Raw genomic sequence first — 19,523 nt, forward strand, 5'->3', positions numbered from 1 at the left:
ACGAGATTTTGGCGGAGGTGGCGGAAGAGTTTGGGGTGGAACAGGCGGCGATCACTGGGCCGAGTCGGGAGCGGAAGGTAACACGGGCCCGGCGCGAGTTTTACCGGCGAGCCCGCCGGGAGGCAGGGGCGACATTTGACGAATTGGCCCGGCGTACGGGCCGGACACAGGCATCGGTGTGGCAGGCCGTAAAGTCGGGGGAACGAACGCAGTAGAGGGGAGCAGGACTTTATAACCTGTCAACGTCCCCTAGGTTTTGTGGCAGGGGGAGGGCGACCGAGACGGGCCCGGCCGGGCGGGCGCTGTCGTGGTGTTCCCCCAGACCACTCGGTCGGATGCCCTGCGGCTCGATCGGTTCAACACCATCGGGGCGAAGCTCGCCGCCCGCTCCGGGGTGCCCCTGGTGCCGGTGGTCCTTCGGACCGATGCCTGGGGCACCGGCCGGCGGCTAAAGGACTTCTCTATCCCGGTCAACGACGTCCCGGCCTCTCCCGCGGTCCGCCGCACGCTCCTCTTCGGCCATTTTCGCGTCCGTCGAAAAATGGTCGCGACCGTTTTACGACGATCCGTAAAATGGTCAGGGCCCCGGGCGAGTCTTCCCGCGCCCCACCGTCCTACCGTCCTACCGTCCGCCCGGCGTCCCGGCCCACCGACCGCTCCGTGTCCCGGTATGCCGCCGGGTCGAGACCGAGGCGTTCCGCCGCGTCCACGGCCATGCGGGCCAGGGCCTTGGCCTCGTCGTGCCGGCCCTGCTTCGCCAGTAGGAGCGCCAGGTTGTTCAGGGGTTCGGGCCGTTCGGGCGCGGTGGCGTGGGCCCGCCGGAACGCGGCCTCGGCCCCGGCCGGGTCGCCGGTCGCCGCGAGCGCGTTGCCCCACCCGAAGGCCCCCCGCCAGTCCTCCGGCCAGCGGGCCAGGAAGGCCCGGTAGCCCCGGGCCGCCTCGGCCGGCCGCCCGGCGGCCTCCAGGTCGGCCAGGGCGTCGAGTACGGCGTCCGGGCCGGCCTCGGCCGGGAGTTCCTCCGGCGGCAGGACCGCGAGGCCGAACCCGCCGGCCCGAAGCCAGGTCCGCACGAAGGTGCTTCGCCGCACCGCCTCGGGCTCGGGCCCCCCGGCGTGCAGGATCACCTCGTCGGGGGTGAATCCCACGAGCACGGAGTAGTGGTACACGGGCGCCCAGGAAAGCCCCCGGTTTTCCAGCACCAGCACGGGATGACCGGCGGCCACCTCCCCGAACAGGGCCGAGGGCTCGGCCGGCAGCCGCCAGGCGAGAAGGCCCCGACTCCGGGCCTCCCGGGCGAGGTCTAGGGGAAACGTGCCGTTTCGGCCGGGGGTGAAGACGAGGGGGGCGAGGTCCTCGGGCGAGGCGGCCTGCCCCGCCCACCCGAGCACCATGGCGAGCGCCGCCGGGCCGCAGTGGTCGCGGGTCTGCGCGATCACCGGCACGCCCTCGACCCGGGCCGTCCGGGGCAGGTCGGGTCCCAGTGCCACCCGGGGCGCGCAGCCCGAGCAGACCAGGGCGCCAAGGGCGAGGATCGCGGCGAGACGGGAAAGCGCGGAAGTCCCCATGGGCGAGGAAGCGAAGGGGGGCGGCGTGGTCCCTAAGGGCTCGCCGCCCCCCGCGGGTTTTGCCCCCCACTCCCCCCATCGGGGGAGTGGGCCGGGGGGCCCTACCGCACCGTGCGCTTCACGAACGGAAACACGTCGGTAAAGCCAAGGATGTCGGTGATGAGGAGCACCAGGAACACGAAAACGGCCGACCCCACGATCACCCCCAGGGGGTCGCCGCCGGCCGGCATGGCGGCGAGCCGCTCCAGGGCCTCCCGGGCCTCGGCGTCGGTGAGCCCCAGGGCCCGCCGCTGGGCCTCGGCCGGATCGATCCCGAGCTCCCGGAGCGCAGCCGCGATCTCCTCGCGCTCCAGCGCCGAGGCGAGCCGCTCCTGGGGCGCCAGGGCCTTCCGGGTCGGGATCCAGCCGGCCACCGCCGGCGAGGTGGGAAGCGAAAGGCACAGGAACGAGAACACCAGAACCAACGCCGTACCCGACTTCCACGACTCACGAAATCGCATGCCAACTCCTCCCTGATGGGACCGGTGGGAACGGAGACGGCCGGAAGTGTAGGCAACTTGACCGAACGCCTCAAGCCGTTGGGCCGGGCCCGGCGAGGTTGCATCGGGCGGCCGGGCCGTGGTAGCCATGCCCGCTGGTCTTCGTTCCCCCTTTCCGTTTCGGAGGATTCCATGCGCCACGACCGGTCCCACGAGCTTTTCGAGAAGGCCCAGCGGTTCATCCCCGGCGGCGTGAACAGCCCGGTGCGGGCGTTTCGGGCGGTGGGCGGGAACCCCGTGTTCATCGCCCGGGCCGAGGGGGCCCGGCTCTACGACGTGGACGGCAACGCCTACATCGACTACGTGGGCTCCTGGGGCCCGATGATCCTGGGGCACAACCACCCCGAGGTGCGCGAGGCCCTCGCCAAGGCCCTGGCCGACGGCACGTCCTTCGGGGCGCCCACGGAGCTCGAGGTGGAGATGGCCGAGCTCGTGTGCGAGATCGTGCCGAGCGTGGAGATGGTGCGGATGGTGAACTCCGGCACCGAGGCCACCATGAGCGCGATCCGGCTGGCCCGGGGCTACACCGGCCGGGACAAGATCGTGAAATGCGAGGGCTGCTACCACGGCCACGGGGACTCCCTGCTCGTCAAGGCCGGCTCGGGCGCGACCACCTTCGGGGTGCCCACGAGCCCCGGGGTGCCCGCGGATTTCGCCAAGCACACCCTCACCATCCCGTACAACGACCTCGAGGCGTTCGAGCGGGTGGTCCGCGACAACCCGGGCCAGATCGCCTGCCTCATCGTGGAGCCGGTGCCCGGGAACATGGGCTGCATCCCGCCCCAGCCCGGATACCTGGAGGGGCTGCGGGAGATCACCGAGCGGGAGGGGATCGTGCTCATCTTCGACGAGGTGATGAGCGGGTTCCGGGTGGCCCTGGGCGGCGCCCAGGGGCGGTTCGGGGTGACCCCCGACCTCACGACGATGGGCAAGATCATCGGCGGCGGGCTCCCCGTGGGCGCCTACGGCGGAAAGCGCGAGATCATGGAGAAGGTGGCGCCCGTGGGGCCGGTGTACCAGGCCGGGACCCTGTCGGGGAATCCACTGGCCATGACCGCGGGGCTCGTGACGCTGAAGCTCCTGCGGCGGCCGGGTGTGTACGAGGAGCTCGAGGCGAAGTCCGAGAAGCTCTGCGACGGGATCGCCGAGGTGTTCTCCCGCCGGGGCGTGCCGGCGTTCCACACCCGGGTGGGCTCGATGTTCACGACCTTCTTCCAGGAGGGACCGGTGACTGACTACGCTTCGGCTCTCCGGAGCGACACCGCGGCGTTCGGCCGGTTCTTCCAGGGCATGCTGGAGCGGGGCGTGAACCTGGCCCCCAGCCAGTTCGAGGCCGGGTTCATGAGCCTTGCCCACACCGACGAGGACATCGCCCGCACGGTGGAGGCGGCCGACGAGGTGCTGGCATCGTTCTGACGCCGGCGCCTTTCCCATTCTCGGTTGACCCGTTTTTCGGCCGTGTGCTATAGAGGGCCGACTTTTCGGCCCGGGGGCTTTTCCGGGCGCCCCGGGGCGTGCCCATGCAGCTTCTCATCCTGGTCCTGAACCGCGAAGAAAAGCTCGAGGAGGTGCTCACCTACTTCCTCGAGGAGGGGGTGAGCGGGGCCACGATCCTCGAAAGCGAGGGAATGGCCCGGTTCCTCTCCCAGGAGGTGCCGATCTTCGCGGGGTTCCGGGATCTGTTTTCCCCCGCCCGGCCGTTCAACCGCACGATCCTCTCGGTGGTGCCCGACGAGAAGGTGGACCACCTGGCCGAGGGGCTCGGCCGGATCCTGGGCGGGTGGGACAAGCGGGGCCAGGGCGTGCTGTTCACGGTGCCCGTGGGGCGCACCTGGGGGGTGCGTACCGAATGAAGGCGCCTCGGCGCGAGACGGTTCGTCTGATCACCCACGTGAGCGCCGGCACCCTGGAGCTGGGGATGTCGGTGGCGATCGGGGCCGGCATCGGGTACGCGCTCGATACCTGGCTCGGCACCGGCCCCTGGATGACCCTGTTTTGGCTCGTCTGCGGGGTGATCGCCGGGTTCCGCAGCCTGGTCCGGGTGCTCCGGAACCTGGAACGGGCCGAGGCGCAAAAGGAAGACGATGCGGACGCCCCCTGAGACCCCTGAGTCGCCGTTGGGGGAACCCGAGGAGGACGCGGGCGAACCCGTCAGCATCCGCCGGATCCAGGTGTTCAACCTGGTGCTCACGGCGGCGGGGACCCTTGCGGGGCTTGCGGTTTCGCGGCGGTTCGGCCTGGGGATCCTGCTGGGCGGGCTCGTCATGGCCGCCAACTTCAAGGTGATGGCGGCCGTGCTCCAGTCGGTGTTCGGCAAGGGGTCCACGAACCCCGTGAACATCGGGCTCTACTGGGCGAAGTTCGCGGGGCTGATGCTCCTGGTGGGGGTGCTGGTGGTCAAGTTTCGGGTCGATCCCATCGGCCTGTTGTGCGGATTGGGCGCGATCTTCGTCGCCATCACGGCCGAGGCGGTGTTCCGGCTGATCGGCTGGTAGCGGCGGGACCGGCCCGTCGGGGTTCCAGATCGGGAGGCAGGGTTTCATGGCTGCGGAAGGGCACCACGATATTCTCTGGAGTTCCCTGATCCCCGGGCTCAAGCAGCTCGAGGAACACTTCGTCAACCCCTCGAACGGCGAGCCCGCGTTCCACGTGTCGAACGCGATCCTGATCGTTCTGATCATCCTGTGCCTGGTGGTGATCGCCCGAAGCAAGATTAAGGACCGGATCGAGCGGGACGAGGACCTGATTCCCGAAGACCGGCTCACGGTGCGAAACCTCATGGAGCTCATGGTCTCCGGGATCCTGAAGATCATGGAGGACTCCATGGGCCCGGTGGCCCCGCGGTTCCTCTACCTCGTGGGTTCGCTCGCGTTCTTCATCCTGTTTTCGAACCTCGCCGGGCTCGTGCCCGGGTTCGCCCCGCCCACCGACAACCTGAACACCACCCTGGCCTGCGCGCTGGTGGTGTTCGTGGCCTACAACCTCTACGGGTTCAAGGAGCACGGGCTCGCGTACCTCAAGCACTTCATGGGGCCGTTCTGGTGGCTCGCCTGGCTCATGATCCCCATCGAGATCATCTCGCACCTGGCCCGGCCCATGAGCCTGAGCCTGCGTCTGTTCGGAAACATCATGGGCGACCACAAGGTTGGCGCCATCTTCTTCATGCTGGCCCCCCTGGCCGTGCCCGTATTCACCTCGGTGTTGGGCCTGTTCGTGTCGTTCGTGCAAACCTTCGTGTTTATGCTGCTCACCATGGTGTACCTGTCGGGCGCCATCGAGCACGGCGAGCATTAGGGTTCGGCTACGCGGCCCGCGTGGGCGCGGACCGCGTTTTTCAAAAACCCCACAGAGAGGAGGTGAGAGACATGCTGAAGCGCATCTGGACCATCGCACCCATGGCCTTCACGGCCATCGCCCTGGCCGCCCCCGCGTTCGCCGCCGAGGCCGCCGAGGGTGGGGAGAGCCTGGCCCTGCGGGGGTTGCTGGCCCTTTCGGCCGGCTTCGCCATCGCCATCGCCGCCGCGTTCGGCGCCCTGGGTCAGTCGAAGGGCCTTGCGGCCGCCCTGGAGGGCATCGCCCGCAACCCCGCCGCCAGCGGTAAGCTGGTGACCCCGATGATCATCGGCCTCGCCATGATCGAGTCGCTGGTGATCTACGCCCTGGTCATCGCCCTGATGATCGTGCTGAAGCTGTAGGAGGCCGTTTTCTCCTATCGGCTTCTTCATCTCGGTTCGGTTCGAGGGCAGGGAGAGTTTTCCCTGCCCTTTTTGTTTGCCCCGAGGGCGGCCTCGACGGCCCCCAGGAGGTCGGAGAGTCGGTAGGGCTTGGGCGCCGTGGCGCAAAACCCGTACGCCTCGGGCCGGGCGAGGACCGGGTCGTTGGCGTACCCGCTTGAGGCGATGGCCCGCACCTCGGGGTCGAGGTCCCGCAGGGACCGAAGCGTCTCGAGGCCGCCCTTCCCCCCGGGCACGGTGAGGTCCAGGATCACCACGTCGAAGGGCCGGCCCCGGTCGAAGGCCTCGCGGTACAGCGCGACGGCCTCGTCCCCGTCCCGGGCGGTTTCCACCTCGAACCCCTCCATGTCGAGGAGGTCGGCCGCGGCGTCGAGGATCATCTCCTCGTCGTCCATGAGGAGAACCCTCACCGGGCGGTCTGCCTGCGGTGTCTCGGGTTCCGCCGTCTCCGGCGTCTCGGCTTCCCGAACCGATGCCCCCGCGGCCGGCAGCCACACCCGCACCTCGGTGCCCCGGCCGGGTTGGGAGTCGAGTTCGATCCGGCCCCCGTGCCGGGTCACCACCGAATAGGCGGTTGTGAGCCCCAACCCGGTGCCGTCCGGCTTGGTCGTGAAATAGGGGTCGAACACCCGGGGAAGCACCTCGGGGGGGATGCCCTTGCCCGTGTCCGCCACGGTCACCAGCACCCCGGGTTGCCCGGAGGCGTCCGGGGCCGGGGCGGGTTCCAGGGCGATCCGGATCGCGCCCCTGTTCCCCATGGCCTGGGCGGCGTTGAGCACGAGGTTTTGCACCACGTGGGCCAACTGGTGGGGATCGGCCTCCACGGCGGGCAGGTCGGGCGGGGCGGAGAACTCATAGGCCACGGAGGAACCCGCCAGGGCGAACCGGGCCGTCTCGTCCACCAGGGAGGCGAGATCGATCGTCTGCTTCCGGGGTTCCCCGCCCTTCGCGAAGGTGAGGAGTTGGTGGGTCAGGCCCTGGGCCCTCACGGCGGCCTCCTGGGCCGTGGCGAGCCGCTCCCGGGCGGGGTGGTCCGTGGGCAGGGAGCGGGCCGCGAGTTCCAGTTGCCCGAGAATCCCGGCCAGGACGTTATTGAAGTCGTGGGCGATCCCGCCGGCCAGCACCCCAAGCGATTCTAATGTCTCCCGTCGCCGCCGCTCCTCCTCGGCCCGGCGCAGCGCCGTCACGTCCCGGAAGATCCCCCGGGTGGCCACCGGCCGGCCGTTTTCCCACACCCAGTTCACCGCCCCTTCCGCCTCGATCCGGCGGCCGTCCTTGGTCCGGAACGCCACCTCGATGCGCCGGTTCTCGCCCGCGGGTGTGGGATGGGCCAGCAGGCTGCGGCAGTGTTCGATGTAGCCGGGATCGAGCGCGTCGAAGATGCGCATGTGTTGGAGGTCGGCGTCGGCGTAACTGAGGGTTTTCTTCCACGTCCGGTTCACGTAGAGAATCCGCCCTTCGGGGCTCACGCTCAGGATGAGGTCGCTTGCGTTGTCGAGAAAGTCCTGGAGCCGCTCCTCCCGTTCCGCGATCTCCCGGTGGGCCCTCACCCGCTCGGTGATGTCCAGGTAGATCAGGACCACGTGGTCGGCCTGCCCGGTTTCGTCGAACACAGGGCTCGCGAACACTTCGTAGGCCCGGCCCTCCCGCTGCCATCGGGGGTGGCGGACCGGCCGTCCCGTCTTGAGGGCCCGGAGGGCCGAGCAGCCCAGGGCGGGGGGACGGGCACGCCCGCAGAGGGCTTGGTAACAGGGGATGTCCTGGCGGCCGGTCGGGTTGATGCAAAACAGACGTTTGGCCGCGGGGTTCGAGGTGCGGATCCGCAGGTCCTGGTCCACCATCACGATGGCCACCGAGGCATACTCGAAGATGGCGGCGAGTTCCGCGTAGGCGAGGTGCAGCCGGGCGTTTGTGTGCTTGAGGTGCTCCATCACCTGGGCGAACGCGCCCGCCACCGTGCCGATGGGGTCCAGCTCGAGGAGGTGCTCCTCGTCGAGTTCCTCGGGGCGCAGGGGGGCCGTGCCGATCACGCCCAGGAGTTCGTTCGTCTTCTCCCGCACGTAGGCGAGCAGGCGCTCGTGACGTCGGGCGGGGTCTTGGGAGTCCCGGGGCTCGGCCATGGTCTACTCCCGTTTGGCCTGGATCGTGATGCGAAACGAAGCCCCATCGGGCTCCACGGCAACGTCATAACCCATGGCCCGGGCCGAACCGGGCACCGTGGCGGTGGCATCCCGGTAGTCGGTGTGCACCACGAGCCGGACCTCGCCCGCCCGGAGGCGTTCTTTGAGGCGGTTCATCTCCCGCAGGGTGACGAGGAGGGTCGAGGGACAGATCTGTCCCCGGACGTCGATCACGTGATCGCGGGGCGGTTGGTGGTTCATGGGGAGGCCTCCTGGGCTCTCGCGGCGGCGGGGTTTGACAGCACCACCCACGAGACGAGGATCCGGGTTCCGAGCCAGGTTCCGGGGAGGAGCCCGGCCACGAACACGAGGCTTTGCAGGGCGAGGATCGGCACCCCGCCCCAGAGGTGCCACACGTTGCACCCGGCGCCCATGCGGGCCCCGATCCCCATGAGGCCGCCCCCGACGATCGCCGAGACGTACTGGCGGGCCGGGGCCCTCAGCCGGAGCCGCCACTCCCCGGCAAGCCGCGCCGAAAGGCCCGCGCCGGCCAGGATGCCGGCGATGATCGGCCCCTGGAGGAGGGCCACGCCGTCCCAGCGGGGCCCGGGGCCTCCGACGAGGGGAAGGTCGGCCCAGGCTAGCCGGAACGACAGCGGCGCCGCCCGGAAAAACTCGTTGGCGGCCACGTGCGCCGGCGCGAGCCATGACTCGGCGGCGGCCGCCAGTTTCGTGTAGGCGGTGGTCACCCCGATCGGCACCCCCGACACCGCGCACACGGCCGCGCTGATCCCGCTCAAACTCAAGGCCGCGGCCAGGGGGGAAACCCCCCCGGGCACGGAAAACGGCCGGGAAAGTTCCCCTCGGCGCCACCACCGCCACGCCCACCCCAGGAGGGCGGCTGTGAGCGGCAGGACGAGGGCCCACGGGGGAAGGCCGAGCGCCTGGGGCAGGGTCACGGCGTCGCCCCCCACCCTGGTGGGCGCGGCGACCCGGGTCCAGAACGGGTGAAATTCGGCGTAGAGCCCGCTTCCCCCGAGGATCCCGAGGAAGGCGGCCAGGTGGAGCCCCCTGCCCTGGGCCACCTTGTAAAGCGTGCCCACCACACACCCGCCGGCGAGCACCATGCCGACGCCGAAGAGGACCCCCCCGGCCGCACCGGCCAGGTGGGCCGGGCCCAACAGGGGAAAGGGGTAGGCGGAAAGGAGCCCCGCCGCCCGAAGGGCCTCGAACAGAAGGGCCGTCACGGCGATGCCCACGACCAGCGTGCGGGTCAGCACGCGGTCCCCGAACAGGAACGGGTCGCGCAGGGCGGCCACCAGGCAGTAATCGGCCCGGTGGAACAGCGCCCCGGCTGCGACGCCTAGCACGAAAAGGCTTCCTGCGAGAGTGACCGGCGTCATACGCCCCTTCCAAGGATCTTCGGCTAGGCGGCTGGCTGCTTGGCAGCTAGGCGGCTAAGAACATTCGGGATCCCGACATCATCGCGCCGGCCAACCCGTGGGAGCGGCTGCCGTATCAGGGGCCGGAATTCAGAAGACAGAAGTCAGAGCACCCCCTGTCCTCTGTCGTCTGTCCACTGACTCCTGACACGGTCGCCGGTCTGCGGCCTCCGGTCCTCTGTTCCAGGAGGTCTACCGGAGTTTCCACCTTTGCGCAGACCCGATTGCCCGTAAGGTACCGCTACTTGTGCTGCATGTGAAGGTCGGCACGTTCGGTGGCGTCCTTGAGGCGGAATCCCGGTTTTGGTGCTCAAGGCGAGCATTCGAGAAAAAAGAGGGCGACCCATGGTGGGTCGCCCACGGCGAAAGGGCTCCGGCGCCGCGGTTCGGAAGGAGGGCGCCTCAGCCGAGGTCCCGTGAACCCTTTCTCAAAACTCCACGGCGAGTTGGGCCGTGAGGGTGTCGGCGGAGTCGGTTTCGGGTTCGAAGTCCTCGTCGAAGGCGGCGTGGAGGTACTCGAGGGCGAGGCTCACCTGCTCCCAGGGGCTCCAGGACACGACTGCGCCGGTCTGGAGCCGGGGGAAGCCGGCGAGATCCCGGCTCCCGGCGAGGCGGGCGGCGACCTCCACGGTCGGCCGGACGTCCCAGGCGGCTTCCAGGTTCCAGGTGAGGGGGCGGTCGCCGGACCCGTCGGCGTCTTCGTCGAGGTCGGCCCGGTCAAAGGCCCCGAGGGAGCCCAGGAGTTCCCCGGAGAGCTCGAACGGCCCCGCCGCGATGACGGCGTAGGCGCTCCAGCCGGCCACCCGGTCCCTGTACTCCGGGAGGAGATCCGCGTCGGTGTCGGCGAGGTCCGACAGGAGGCTTGCCCCGAGTTCCACGCCGTCCAGGGGCCGAAGGACCGCGCTCACGCCCCAGTCCTTCACGTGATCCTCCTCGGCCTGGCCGGCGGCGTTCACCTTCTCGGCGTCGCCGTTCATGGCGAAGAGCGACAGCGTGAACCGGTCGTGGTCGTACCCGATGAGAACGGCGGTTTCCCGGGTTTCCCCGAGCTCCAGTGTGAGGGGGTCGGAAACGAAGTGGCTCGGGAACGCTCCGAAGGGCACGTACTGCCTGCCGAACCGGCCGAACCAGGCGCCCCGGCGGTAGTCCAGGGTGGCCTCGTCCACCTCGACCCCTTCGGTCTCGTCCTCTTCGTACAAGAGAACCAAGGTGGCGCTCAGGTTCTCGTGGATCGCGGCCTCGAAACCCAGTTGGGCCGTGGCCAGCACGAGGTCGCTCGCCGCCTCGTCATCCCCGGAACGGGCGTCCCGGCGTTCGTAAGAGGCTTCGACCTCGAGGAGCCCTGAAAGGGAAAGGCGGTCGCCGATCCGTGTGCCGACCCCGGCGGCCTTCTTTTCTTCGAGCGTGTGATAGAGTTCGGCGTTTCGCTTTTCCAACGCCTCCACCCGCTCTTCCAGCGTGGCAGCCGGCGACAGGGCGGGGGGCAGGGCCAGGATGGCGCACAGGCAAAGGGCACGGCAGCGCATGATGTCTCCTCCTTCTGGAATTTCCAAGGTTTCCGGCCGCACGGGTGCCCACCCGCCGAAGGGGGCGGAGGGGGAACCGAGGGCCGAAAGCGGGGGAAAGGAACGGGGGCCGGGCGGAGGGCCCGGCCCCGGGTCAGTCCGAAGGCCGGATCAGGTCGGGGAGTTCGCCGCGGTCCGGCCCTTTCTTCGCAGGGCGAACCCGAGACCCAGGGCCGCGGCCAGGGTGAGGAGGCCGCCCACGATCCCCGAGACGCTCGTGCCGGGGTCCACGGCGGGCCAGGCCTCGGATCCGGAGGCCTCCCCGCCCGCCTCGGGTTCCTCGGCGGGGCCGGGCAGGCTGTAGTCGGGCAGGAACGAGAGCTTCTCCTGGAGGCGGGCGAGCGCACCGTGGACGCCGTCGGCCGGGGCCGGGAGTTCCTCGGACCCGGTCACCTTGGCCAGCGACCACTCCAGGCCGTCGGGGTGGGCCGAGGCGAACCACGACAGGGCCCCGCCGACCACGAGGGCGGCCACGCCGAGGGCCACCAGGAGCCGGCGATGCCCGGCGGCCGACCGGGGAGCGTCGGGGGCGAACAGGCCGGGCTCGGCCCGGCGGGCGAAGTTCACGACCGCGGCGGTGACCAGGCCCTCCCCCACGCCGATGGCGAGATGGATCGGGAGTATGAGCGCGGCGAACTGGCCGAAGGAAAGCTCGGTGATGCCCGAGGCGATGGTCTCCACCACCACCCCCAGGGCCCCGAGCTCCAGGCCCACCACGGCGCCTGCGAGGCTTGCGAGGCTCAGGCGCACCGGGGAGGGTCGGTCGCCGGCGAGCGGCCGGAAGACCAGGGGGTAGGCCACGAAGCAGGGAAACACCCCCAGGTTGAAGATGTTGGCCCCCAGGGCCAAGAGCCCGCCGTCCGCGAAGAAGAGGGCCTGGACCGCCAGCACCGAGGCGATGGTGAGAAAGGCGGCGTGGGGCCCCAGGAGGATCGTGAGGAGGAGGCCCCCTCCGATGTGACCGCTCGACCCGGTGCCCGGGATGGTGAAGTTGATCATCTGGGCCGCGAACACGAAGGCGCCCAGCACCCCCATGAGCGGCACTTTGCGGTCGTCGGCCTCCTGTTGCACCCTGCGGGCGCAGTAGACCGTGGTGGCGGCCGTGGCGGCCCACATCGCGCCGCCGACTCCGGGGGACAGAAGGGCATCGGCCATGTGCATCGGGGATCCTCCTGTGTTATGGTTTCTGCAATCGTGGCACCGAACGCTACCCGTCCCCGGGGCTCGTGTCAACAAAAAAATATTCGTGCTACCGTAGTCCTTAGAGCGTGCCACGAGGGCGGGCGGTCATGGAGGCGGAGGCATCCGATGGGAGAACTGGTTCGGTTCGGGATCTCGATGGACGAGCAACTTTTGGGTCGGTTCGACGAGCTCATCGCCCGCAAAGGGTACGCGAACCGGTCGGAGGCGATCCGCGACCTCATCCGAAACGCCCTGGTGGAGGACCAGTGGAGCCGGGGGGACGAGGAGACCGTGGGAACGGTGACCCTGGTCTACGACCACCACGTGCGCGACCTCGCGGACAAGCTCACCGAGCACCAGCACGACCACCACGACGCCATCATCTCAGCCCTGCACGTGCACCTGGACCACGACCACTGCCTCGAGGTGGTGGTGGTGCGGGGGCCGGCCGAGCGGGTGCGGCGCCTGGCCGATGAGCTGATCGGCACCAAGGGCGTGAAGCACGGGAAACTCGTGACCACCACCACGGGGCGGGGCATCGCCTGACCATGGCCCGCATCGAGGACGCGGTTCTCGACCTGGGGCGGCTCGACCGGCTGGCCTACGCCGACACCCCGGTGCACCGGCTCGACCCCCGGGCGAAGATCCTGGCCACGGTGGTCTACCTGGTGGCCGTGGTGTCCCACGGCAAATACGAGGTGTCGGCCCTCCTGCCCTTCGCCGTGTTCCCGGTGGTGCTGGCGGCCCGGGCCGGGCTGCCGGCCGGGTACCTCCTGCGGAAGCTCCTTCTGGTGGCGCCGTTCGCGGTGCTCGTGGGGGCCGCGAACCCTTGGCTCGACCGGGCCCCGCTTCTCCAGTTGGGCCCCGTTACGGTGACGGGCGGGTGGGTGAGCTACGCCTCGATCCTGGTGCGGTTCGCGCTCACCATCGGGGCCGCGCTGGTGCTCGTGGCCACCACCGGCTTCTACGGGGTGTGCCTGGGGCTCCAGCGGCTGGGCACGCCGCGGGTCATGGCCGTGCAGCTCCTTCTGCTCTACCGCTACCTCTTCGTTTTGGCCGGGGAGGCCCTGCGGCTCGTGCGGGCCCGGAACCTCCGGCGCTTCGGTAGGGGCGGGGCCGGCGTGGGGGTGTACGGAAGCCTCGTGGGCAGTCTGCTCTTGCGAACCCTGGGGCGCGCCCGGAGGATCCATACGGCCATGCTGTGCCGGGGGTTCACGGGAGAGTTTCGCACGATCCGGGACCTTCGGTTCCGGCCGACCGACTGGGCGTTCCTGGTGGGCTGGTCGGCCGTGTTCGCCCTGTTTCGGTGGGTCCATCTGCCCCGCCTGCTGGGCAGCCTCTTCACCTGACCGCGTACGCATCATCGGGACGCCATGAGCCATCACATCGTCGAAGTGTCGGATCTCCGGTTCGCCTACCCCGACGGCACCCAGGCCCTCCGGGGCGTGTCGTTTCGGATCACCCATGGGGAGTCGGTGGCCGTGGTGGGCGCGAACGGGGCCGGGAAGTCCACCCTGCTCCTGCACCTGAACGGCGTGCTCGTCCCCCAGGCGGGCGACGTGCGCATCGGGGAGGTGCCGCTCACCCGCTCCACCCTGCCCGAGGTGCGGCGCACCGTCGGCATGGTGTTCCAGGACCCGGACGACCAGCTCTTCATGCCCACGGTGTACGAGGACGTGGCGTTCGGGCCCCTCAACCTGGGGCTCCCGCCCGATGAGGTCGACCGGCGGGTGCGGGAGGCCCTGGAACGGGTCGGGGGCTGGGAGCTCCGGGATCGCCCGCCCCACCGGCTCTCGGGGGGGGAGAAGCGGGCGGTGGCCATCGCCACGGTGCTCGCCATGGGCCCCGACATCCTCGTGATGGACGAGCCGAGCTCCAACCTCGATCCCCGGGCCCGCCGCAGGCTGATCCACCTCCTCGCCTCGTTCGAACACACGAAGATCATCGCCACCCACGATCTCGACCTCGCCCTGGAGCTCTGCGAGCGCACGATCGTGATCGCGGGGGGGCAGGTGCTCCGCGACGGTCCGACGCGCGAGGTGTTCTCGGACGACGAGGTGCTGGAGCAGGGCGGGCTCGAGCGGCCCCCGGCTCTGCGGCCGTGCCCGGCCTGCGGCGCGGTGCCCGCCCGGCCGGTTGACACGGCCCCTGTGCCGTGATACGAACGTTCGCCATGCAGACCGAGCGTTTCCTTCCCGCGATCCCTGCGTCGGCTCGAGCTACCGGCGCGGCCGCTGCGGCCGCATCGCGTGGGTCCGCCCGTGGAGCGGGGTCCGGAGGCGCCCGGTAGAGCGATCCGAGGCGGGTTCCGACACACCGAAGGCCACGGGCAGAACGCCCGTGGCCTTTTTCATGGGAGGCGAAACGGCCATGCGCAAGAACATCGTCCACGTGGGAGCCGGGGAGCTCACCTACGAGATCCGGGCCATCGTGCGGGTGGGCGAGGAGCTCCAACGCCTGGGGGTGCCGGTGCGGTGGGAGAACATCGGCGATCCCGTGGCCAAGGGCGAGCCGGTGCCCCGGTGGATGAAGGAGATCGTGGCCGACCTGGCCCTGCAGGACTGCTCCTACGCCTACTGCCCCACCAAGGGGCTCCAGGAAACCCGGGAGTTCCTGGCCGACCGGGTGAACGCCCGGGGCGGGGCCCAGGTCACCCCCGAGGACATCGTGTTCTTCAACGGGCTCGGCGACGCGATTCAGAAGGTGTACGGGTTCCTGCGGCGGGAGGCCCGGGTCATCGGCCCGTCGCCGGCCTATACCACCCACTCCTCCGGCGAGGCGGCCCACGCGGGCCAGAAGCCGGTGTGTTACCGGCTCGATCCCGACCGGGGGTGGATGCCCGACCTCCAGGACCTTCGGCTCTCGGTCAAGTACAACCCCTCGGTGGCGGGCCTGTTGCTCCTCAACCCCGACAACCCCACGGGCGCCGTGTACCCGCCCGAGGTCCTGGAGGAGATGGTCGAGATTGCCCGGGAGTTCGATCTGTTTGTCGTGGCCGACGAGATCTACGCGAACCTGGTGTTCGACGGGGTGCGCACCTGCCAGCTCGCGGACGTGATCGGCGATGTGCCGGCCATCTCCATGAAGGGCATCTCGAAGGAGCTCCCCTGGCCCGGGGCGCGGTGCGGCTGGATCGAGGTCTACAACGCAGAGAAGGACCCCGTGTTCCGGCGCTATGTCCAAAGCATCGTGGACGCGAAGATGGTGGAGGTGTGCTCCACCACCCTGCCGCAAAAGGCGATCCCGCCGATCCTCTCCCACCCGGAGTACCCCGGGCACCTGGCCGAGCGTCGGGCCCGGTACGCCCGGTACGCCGATCTGGCCTGTGAGGTCCTGAACGCCTTGCCGGGGATCCACGTGGTGCGGCCCAACGGGGCCTTCTATCTCACGGTGCGGTTCCTGCCAGGCGCGCTGACCGCCCGCCAGACCCTTCCGGTGGCCCAGGAGCCGGTGCGGCGCCTGGTGGAGCGGCTGGTGGCCGAGCCGGGTACCAGCCTGGACAAGCGGTTCGTGTACTACCTACTGGGGTCGGCGGGGGTGTGCGTAGTGCCCCTGAGCTCGTTCGCCACCGAGGAGCAGGGGTTCCGGATGACCCTGCTCGAGCCAGACGAGGGGCGGTTCCGAGAAACCCTGGAGATCCTGGCCGACGCCATCGAGCGTTACCTGGCCTCGGACCCGGCGGTCCAACCGGCGGCCCGGGCGGCGGCGGGGTAAATGGAATTATCCTTGCAAATTGGGAGACAGGCTTCCCGATTTGCAAGGATAACCAGGAGGGCGTGGGGTTCCGAGAAGCGCGAAGCCCCGTCAGACCCCACCTGCCTGGCCGGCGAGTTCCTGGGCCAGGAACGCAAGGGGAACGGCCCACACGTCTTCCGAGAGCGGGTAGGGCTCGTTGCCCGGGTACACCACGAACCGCCGTGCCGGCTGGAGGTCGGCGCAGGCCGAATAGAACCCCCGGGCGGGCTTGGGTGTGAGGTTTCGCTTGACCTCCACGGCCCAGAGGGCACCTTCGGGAAAGCGGAGGAGGAGGTCGATCTCGGCACCCCCGGCGGTCCGATAGTAGAACCCTTCGACCCCTTCCGGGGCCACCGCCAAGAGATTCTCTACCACAAACCCCTCCCAGCTCCGGCCCGCGATGGGGTGGGCCAGCAGGGCGTCCAGGTCGCGGATCCCGAGCAAGGCGTGCACCAGGCCGCTGTCCCTCACGTAAACCTTTGGGGATTTCGCCAGGCGCTTTCGGATGTTCGCGTGCCAAGGAGGAAGGCGCCGCACCAGGAGCAGGTCGGCCAGAAGGTCCACGTACGCCGAGGCCGTCTTGGACGACACCCCCAGACTCCGGGCGAGTTCGGATGCATTGAGGGGGGAGCCCTGAAGATGGGCGAGCATCGCCCAGAAGCGCCGTAGGGTCTCCGCCGGGATTCTGCGGCCGAACTGGGGCACGTCCCGTTCGAGGTACGTGCGCACGAAGTCCAAGCGCCACCGAAAGCTTCGGGCGTCGTCCGGCGCGAGAAAACTCTCGGGAAAGCCCCCCCGGAGCCAGAGACGGCTCTCGGGGTCCGGTGCTCCCGCGTCCTTCACCTCAAGAAGATCGAAGGGCCCCAGTTCGAGGAACGATACCCGTCCGGCCAAGCTTTCCCCGGATTGCCGCAGTAAGTCCAGCGAGGCGGACCCCAAAAGGAGGTACAGCCCCTCCCGGTGCCCCTCTCTCCTTGCGCGGTCGATGAGCCCCCGCAGTACGGGAAAAAGCCCCGGCGCGCGATGAACCTCGTCGAGGATCACCAGTCGGCCGAACAGGGTGGGCAGGTAGCGCTCCGCCTCCGCGAGTTTGGCCCGGTCCTGCTCCGACTCCAGGTCCAAGTAGACGGCCTCCATCGCCTCCGCCACGGTCATGGCGAGGGTCGTCTTTCCCGCCTGGCGTGGCCCCAGGAGCACCACCGCCGGGGTGTCCTGAAGCCTGCGAAGCACGGTGGGGAGAAGGCGCCGTTGGATCATGGACGTCACTATGGAGGGTGATATCCAAAATTGCAAGGATAGAATGATCTGCGGCTGAGGATTGTTGGAGTTTTGGATATGCGAAGACCTGAAAACGCATTGCCGGCGCCGGGTGGTGGCCGGTTCCCTCCAGGCGCGAGTGCGCCACCCCTTTTCGCCGCGCCTTCGCACGCCGCCGCCAGTCCGGGGCACCAGTGGCGGAAGTTCGGGATCTTCCAAAGCCATGCAAGCCTGGTGGGCCGCGGTCACTTGAGGGGCCACACCCGGCTTTCCACTAGCCCCCACCCGCTGGTTTCCGTGGCAAGAACGGGGCCCTGACAATGCTTCCGTTGGCGTTGGTAGAATTATGCTTGCAAATTGGGAGAGAGGTTTCCTGATTTGCAAGGATCATCGGCGAGAACGGTTGGGGCTCGGTGGGGGAAGCGCAAAACGGGCCGGAGAGGGATCTTCCCCTCCGGCCCGTTTCCGTCGCCGTCGCTTCGGGAAGCGGGCTCCCGGGATCAGATCCCGAGGCCCGTTCGCTTCGCCTCGATGTGGGCCGTGATGGCCTCGGCGCATTTCGCCGGGTCGGGCTCCACCACGAACCGGGCCCCGATCACGTCCTCCAGGCCCTCGGTGGCGAGTTTTACGATGTTGGGGGAGCCCAGGATCGGGGGCACCACCCCGAGGAACGTGGTGATCCCGGCCGCCACCACGTAGAAGGCGATGGCCACCGCCTTTTCCGAGTACCACTCGGGCGCGGCGCCGGCCAGCGGCAGTTTGGCCGTATCCACGCCGAGGGTGTTCGCCAGGGCGCCGGCCAGGTGTAGGATCCGGGTGTTGTCCACGCACGAGCCCACGTGGAGCACCGGCGGGATGCCCAGGGCTTTGCACACCTCCCGGAGCCCGGGGCCGGCCAGGTCGGCCGCTTCCGGCACCTTGAACCCGGCCTTGGCGTTGGCCACGGCGGCGCACCCGGTGTCGAGCACCAGGATGTCGTTGGCGATGAGCCGTCGGGTGAGCTCCACGTGGCCCTGGTCGTGCTTGACCTTGGGATTGTTGCACCCCACCACCCCCACGGCGCCCCGGATCTTGCCGGCCGCGATCGCGTCCACGAGGGGCTTCGGGGTGCCGCCCAGGGCCTCGAGCACCGCCTCCACGCTGAACCCCGACATCTGGCTCACCGGCTCCGCCGGGATCGAGACGGCGCCGGGTTTGCGGTTTCGGAAATTCTCCACGGCCTCGCGCACCACCTCCCGCGCGAGGGCCTCGGCGTTCTCCGGGTTGAACTCCCGGTGCTCGGCCCCGGGGAACTTGGCTTTGGGGCTCGTGGACACGAACTTGGTGTGATAGCACTGGGCCGTGCGGGTCAGCGCCGGCATGATGCACTGGTAGTCCACGATCATCATGTCCACGGCCCCGGTGACGAGCACGAGCTCGGTCATGAGGTGGTTCCCGGCCATGGGGATGCCCCGGCGCATCAGAAGTTCGTTGCCGGTGCAGCATAGCCCCACCAGGTTGATGCCCTGGGCGCCGAGTTCCTTCGCCCGGGCCACGAGCGCGGGGTCCTCGGCCGCCCGGGCCACCATCTCGGACACCACCGGGTTGTGGCCGTGGAGCAGGATGTTCACCTGGTCGGCCCGGATCACCCCCAGGTTCGCCCAGGAGGTGGTGGGCTTGGGCACCCCAAACAGGACGTCGGAGAGCTCGGTGCCGATCATGGAGCCCCCGAGGCCGTCGGCCAGGGCCGTGCGGAACCCGTGGAGCAGGATGTTCACGTAGTCGTTGTCCACCCCCATGTGGGTGCGGTGCATCATCTCGGTGACCTCCCGGTCGATGCCCCGGGGGAGGATGCCGAGCTTCTCCCACACGGCCACCCGCGAGGCCGGCATCCGGTTCACGAACTGGAGCCGGCCCTTCTTCATCCCGAACTCCTCGAGCATCTCCTCGGCGAGCTCCCGGGCCAGCGCGAGGGCGTCCTTGCCGTCGGTGGCGATCCCGTACTCGGCGGCCAGGGCCCGGAGTTTCCCCTCGTCGTCGATGGCGTAGCCGGGGGCGCGGCCCTCCCCCACGGCCAGGAGCGTCTCCACGAGGTCTCGGCCGTGGTCAGAGTGGCTGGCCGACCCGGCCGCGATCATCCGGCCGAGGTTGCGGGCCACCATGATGTCGGCGTCGGCGCCGCACACCCCCTGCTGGGGGCCTTCGCCGAAGGGGTCGATCCGGCACGGCCCCATGGCGCAGATCCGGCACGACAGGCCGAGGTCGCAGTACCCGCACCGGGGCTTCTGGGCCTCGTGGCGGTCCCACACGGTCTCGATGCCCTCCAGGCGGGCCTTCTCGATGACGCTCGGGGCGTCCTGGGTCACGGTGAGTTCTCGGACTTCCTCGATTTTCACGGCCATCGG

General features: G+C 69.6%; 20 protein-coding genes. 11 read left to right on the plus strand and 9 right to left on the minus strand.

Annotated elements, in window-relative coordinates; translation table 11 throughout:
• The first annotated feature begins 8 nt into the window (after positions 1–8).
• Entirely contained in the window at positions 9–215 is a 207-nt protein-coding gene (locus tag ACYQ8L_RS02445) for a hypothetical protein (protein ID WP_459940256.1), read from the plus strand.
• A gap of 399 nt (positions 216–614) precedes the next feature.
• Here ACYQ8L_RS02445 and ACYQ8L_RS02450 read toward each other — a convergent pair whose 3' ends face one another.
• On the minus strand, positions 615–1,565 hold the full coding sequence (locus tag ACYQ8L_RS02450; RefSeq protein ID WP_459940174.1) for a PA2778 family cysteine peptidase: 951 nt from the start codon (positions 1,563–1,565) through the stop codon (positions 615–617).
• Positions 1,566–1,666: 101 nt separating this feature from the next.
• Positions 1,667–2,065: a PA2779 family protein gene (locus tag ACYQ8L_RS02455; RefSeq protein WP_459940175.1), complete on the minus strand. Its 399-nt coding sequence runs from the start codon at positions 2,063–2,065 to the stop codon at positions 1,667–1,669.
• Positions 2,066–2,236: 171 nt separating this feature from the next.
• Between ACYQ8L_RS02455 and hemL the strand changes: the two genes are divergently transcribed.
• The 6 genes from hemL (at position 2,237) to ACYQ8L_RS02485 (ending at position 5,799) form a co-directional block, all read left to right on the plus strand.
• Positions 2,237–3,520, plus strand: a complete 1,284-nt coding sequence (gene hemL, locus ACYQ8L_RS02460; protein WP_459940176.1) for a glutamate-1-semialdehyde 2,1-aminomutase — start codon at positions 2,237–2,239, stop codon at positions 3,518–3,520.
• Positions 3,521–3,624: 104 nt separating this feature from the next.
• Positions 3,625–3,957, plus strand: a complete 333-nt coding sequence (locus ACYQ8L_RS02465; RefSeq protein ID WP_459940177.1) for a P-II family nitrogen regulator — start codon at positions 3,625–3,627, stop codon at positions 3,955–3,957.
• Positions 3,954–4,205, plus strand: coding sequence for an AtpZ/AtpI family protein (locus tag ACYQ8L_RS02470; RefSeq protein ID WP_459940178.1), 252 nt, complete (start codon positions 3,954–3,956; stop codon positions 4,203–4,205). Before ACYQ8L_RS02465 ends, ACYQ8L_RS02470 begins: the two co-directional genes overlap by 4 nt.
• Positions 4,189–4,599, plus strand: coding sequence for an ATP synthase subunit I (locus ACYQ8L_RS02475; protein WP_459940179.1), 411 nt, complete (start codon positions 4,189–4,191; stop codon positions 4,597–4,599). The genes ACYQ8L_RS02470 and ACYQ8L_RS02475 overlap by 17 nt, the downstream gene beginning before the upstream one ends.
• Positions 4,600–4,645: 46 nt before the next feature.
• Positions 4,646–5,398, plus strand: a complete 753-nt coding sequence (gene atpB, locus ACYQ8L_RS02480; RefSeq protein ID WP_459940180.1) for a F0F1 ATP synthase subunit A — start codon at positions 4,646–4,648, stop codon at positions 5,396–5,398.
• A 71-nt stretch (positions 5,399–5,469) separates the two neighbouring features.
• Positions 5,470–5,799, plus strand: coding sequence for an ATP synthase F0 subunit C (locus ACYQ8L_RS02485; RefSeq protein WP_459940181.1), 330 nt, complete (start codon positions 5,470–5,472; stop codon positions 5,797–5,799).
• A 26-nt stretch (positions 5,800–5,825) separates the two neighbouring features.
• Here ACYQ8L_RS02485 and ACYQ8L_RS02490 read toward each other — a convergent pair whose 3' ends face one another.
• The 5 genes from ACYQ8L_RS02490 to ACYQ8L_RS02510 all read right to left on the minus strand — a co-directional run bounded on the left by ACYQ8L_RS02490 (position 5,826) and on the right by ACYQ8L_RS02510 (position 12,126).
• Positions 5,826–7,958, minus strand: a complete 2,133-nt coding sequence (locus ACYQ8L_RS02490) for a PAS domain-containing sensor histidine kinase (protein ID WP_459940182.1) — start codon at positions 7,956–7,958, stop codon at positions 5,826–5,828.
• 3 nt (positions 7,959–7,961) lie between these two features.
• Positions 7,962–8,219 carry a sulfurtransferase TusA family protein gene (locus ACYQ8L_RS02495; protein ID WP_459940183.1) on the minus strand — a complete coding sequence of 86 codons (258 nt, stop codon included), beginning with the start codon at positions 8,217–8,219 and terminating at the stop codon, positions 7,962–7,964.
• A complete protein-coding gene (locus ACYQ8L_RS02500; RefSeq protein WP_459940184.1) occupies positions 8,216–9,328 on the minus strand; it encodes a YeeE/YedE family protein in 1,113 nt (370 codons plus the stop codon). The genes ACYQ8L_RS02495 and ACYQ8L_RS02500 overlap by 4 nt, the downstream gene beginning before the upstream one ends.
• A gap of 500 nt (positions 9,329–9,828) precedes the next feature.
• Entirely contained in the window at positions 9,829–10,926 is a 1,098-nt protein-coding gene (locus ACYQ8L_RS02505; RefSeq protein ID WP_459940185.1) for an LbtU family siderophore porin, read from the minus strand.
• 150 nt (positions 10,927–11,076) lie between these two features.
• The gene (locus ACYQ8L_RS02510; RefSeq protein ID WP_459940186.1) at positions 11,077–12,126 is read right to left on the minus strand and encodes an energy-coupling factor ABC transporter permease; all 1,050 of its coding nucleotides are present in this window, start codon (positions 12,124–12,126) and stop codon (positions 11,077–11,079) included.
• Between the two features lie 147 nt (positions 12,127–12,273).
• Between ACYQ8L_RS02510 and nikR the strand changes: the two genes are divergently transcribed.
• The 4 genes from nikR to ACYQ8L_RS02530 all read left to right on the plus strand — a co-directional run bounded on the left by nikR (position 12,274) and on the right by ACYQ8L_RS02530 (position 15,861).
• Positions 12,274–12,693 carry a nickel-responsive transcriptional regulator NikR gene (nikR, locus tag ACYQ8L_RS02515; RefSeq protein WP_459940187.1) on the plus strand — a complete coding sequence of 140 codons (420 nt, stop codon included), beginning with the start codon at positions 12,274–12,276 and terminating at the stop codon, positions 12,691–12,693.
• A 2-nt stretch (positions 12,694–12,695) separates the two neighbouring features.
• Complete coding sequence (gene cbiQ / locus ACYQ8L_RS02520) at positions 12,696–13,496, plus strand: cobalt ECF transporter T component CbiQ (RefSeq protein ID WP_459940188.1); 801 nt, start codon at positions 12,696–12,698, stop codon at positions 13,494–13,496.
• 24 nt (positions 13,497–13,520) lie between these two features.
• Positions 13,521–14,306, plus strand: a complete 786-nt coding sequence (locus tag ACYQ8L_RS02525) for an energy-coupling factor ABC transporter ATP-binding protein (protein WP_459940189.1) — start codon at positions 13,521–13,523, stop codon at positions 14,304–14,306.
• A gap of 211 nt (positions 14,307–14,517) precedes the next feature.
• Positions 14,518–15,861, plus strand: coding sequence for a pyridoxal phosphate-dependent aminotransferase (locus ACYQ8L_RS02530; RefSeq protein ID WP_459940190.1), 1,344 nt, complete (start codon positions 14,518–14,520; stop codon positions 15,859–15,861).
• 90 nt (positions 15,862–15,951) lie between these two features.
• On the opposite strand, the gene ACYQ8L_RS02535 is transcribed toward ACYQ8L_RS02530, so the two are convergent.
• Together ACYQ8L_RS02535 and cooS are read right to left on the minus strand one after the other, a co-directional pair.
• Positions 15,952–17,139, minus strand: a complete 1,188-nt coding sequence (locus tag ACYQ8L_RS02535) for an ATP-binding protein (protein ID WP_459940191.1) — start codon at positions 17,137–17,139, stop codon at positions 15,952–15,954.
• A gap of 500 nt (positions 17,140–17,639) precedes the next feature.
• Positions 17,640–19,520 (minus strand): anaerobic carbon-monoxide dehydrogenase catalytic subunit, encoded by a 1,881-nt coding sequence (gene cooS, locus ACYQ8L_RS02540; RefSeq protein ID WP_459940192.1) that lies wholly within the window; start codon positions 19,518–19,520, stop codon positions 17,640–17,642.
• Positions 19,521–19,523: the final 3 nt, after the last annotated feature.

The organism is Deferrisoma palaeochoriense, assembly GCF_054656955.1.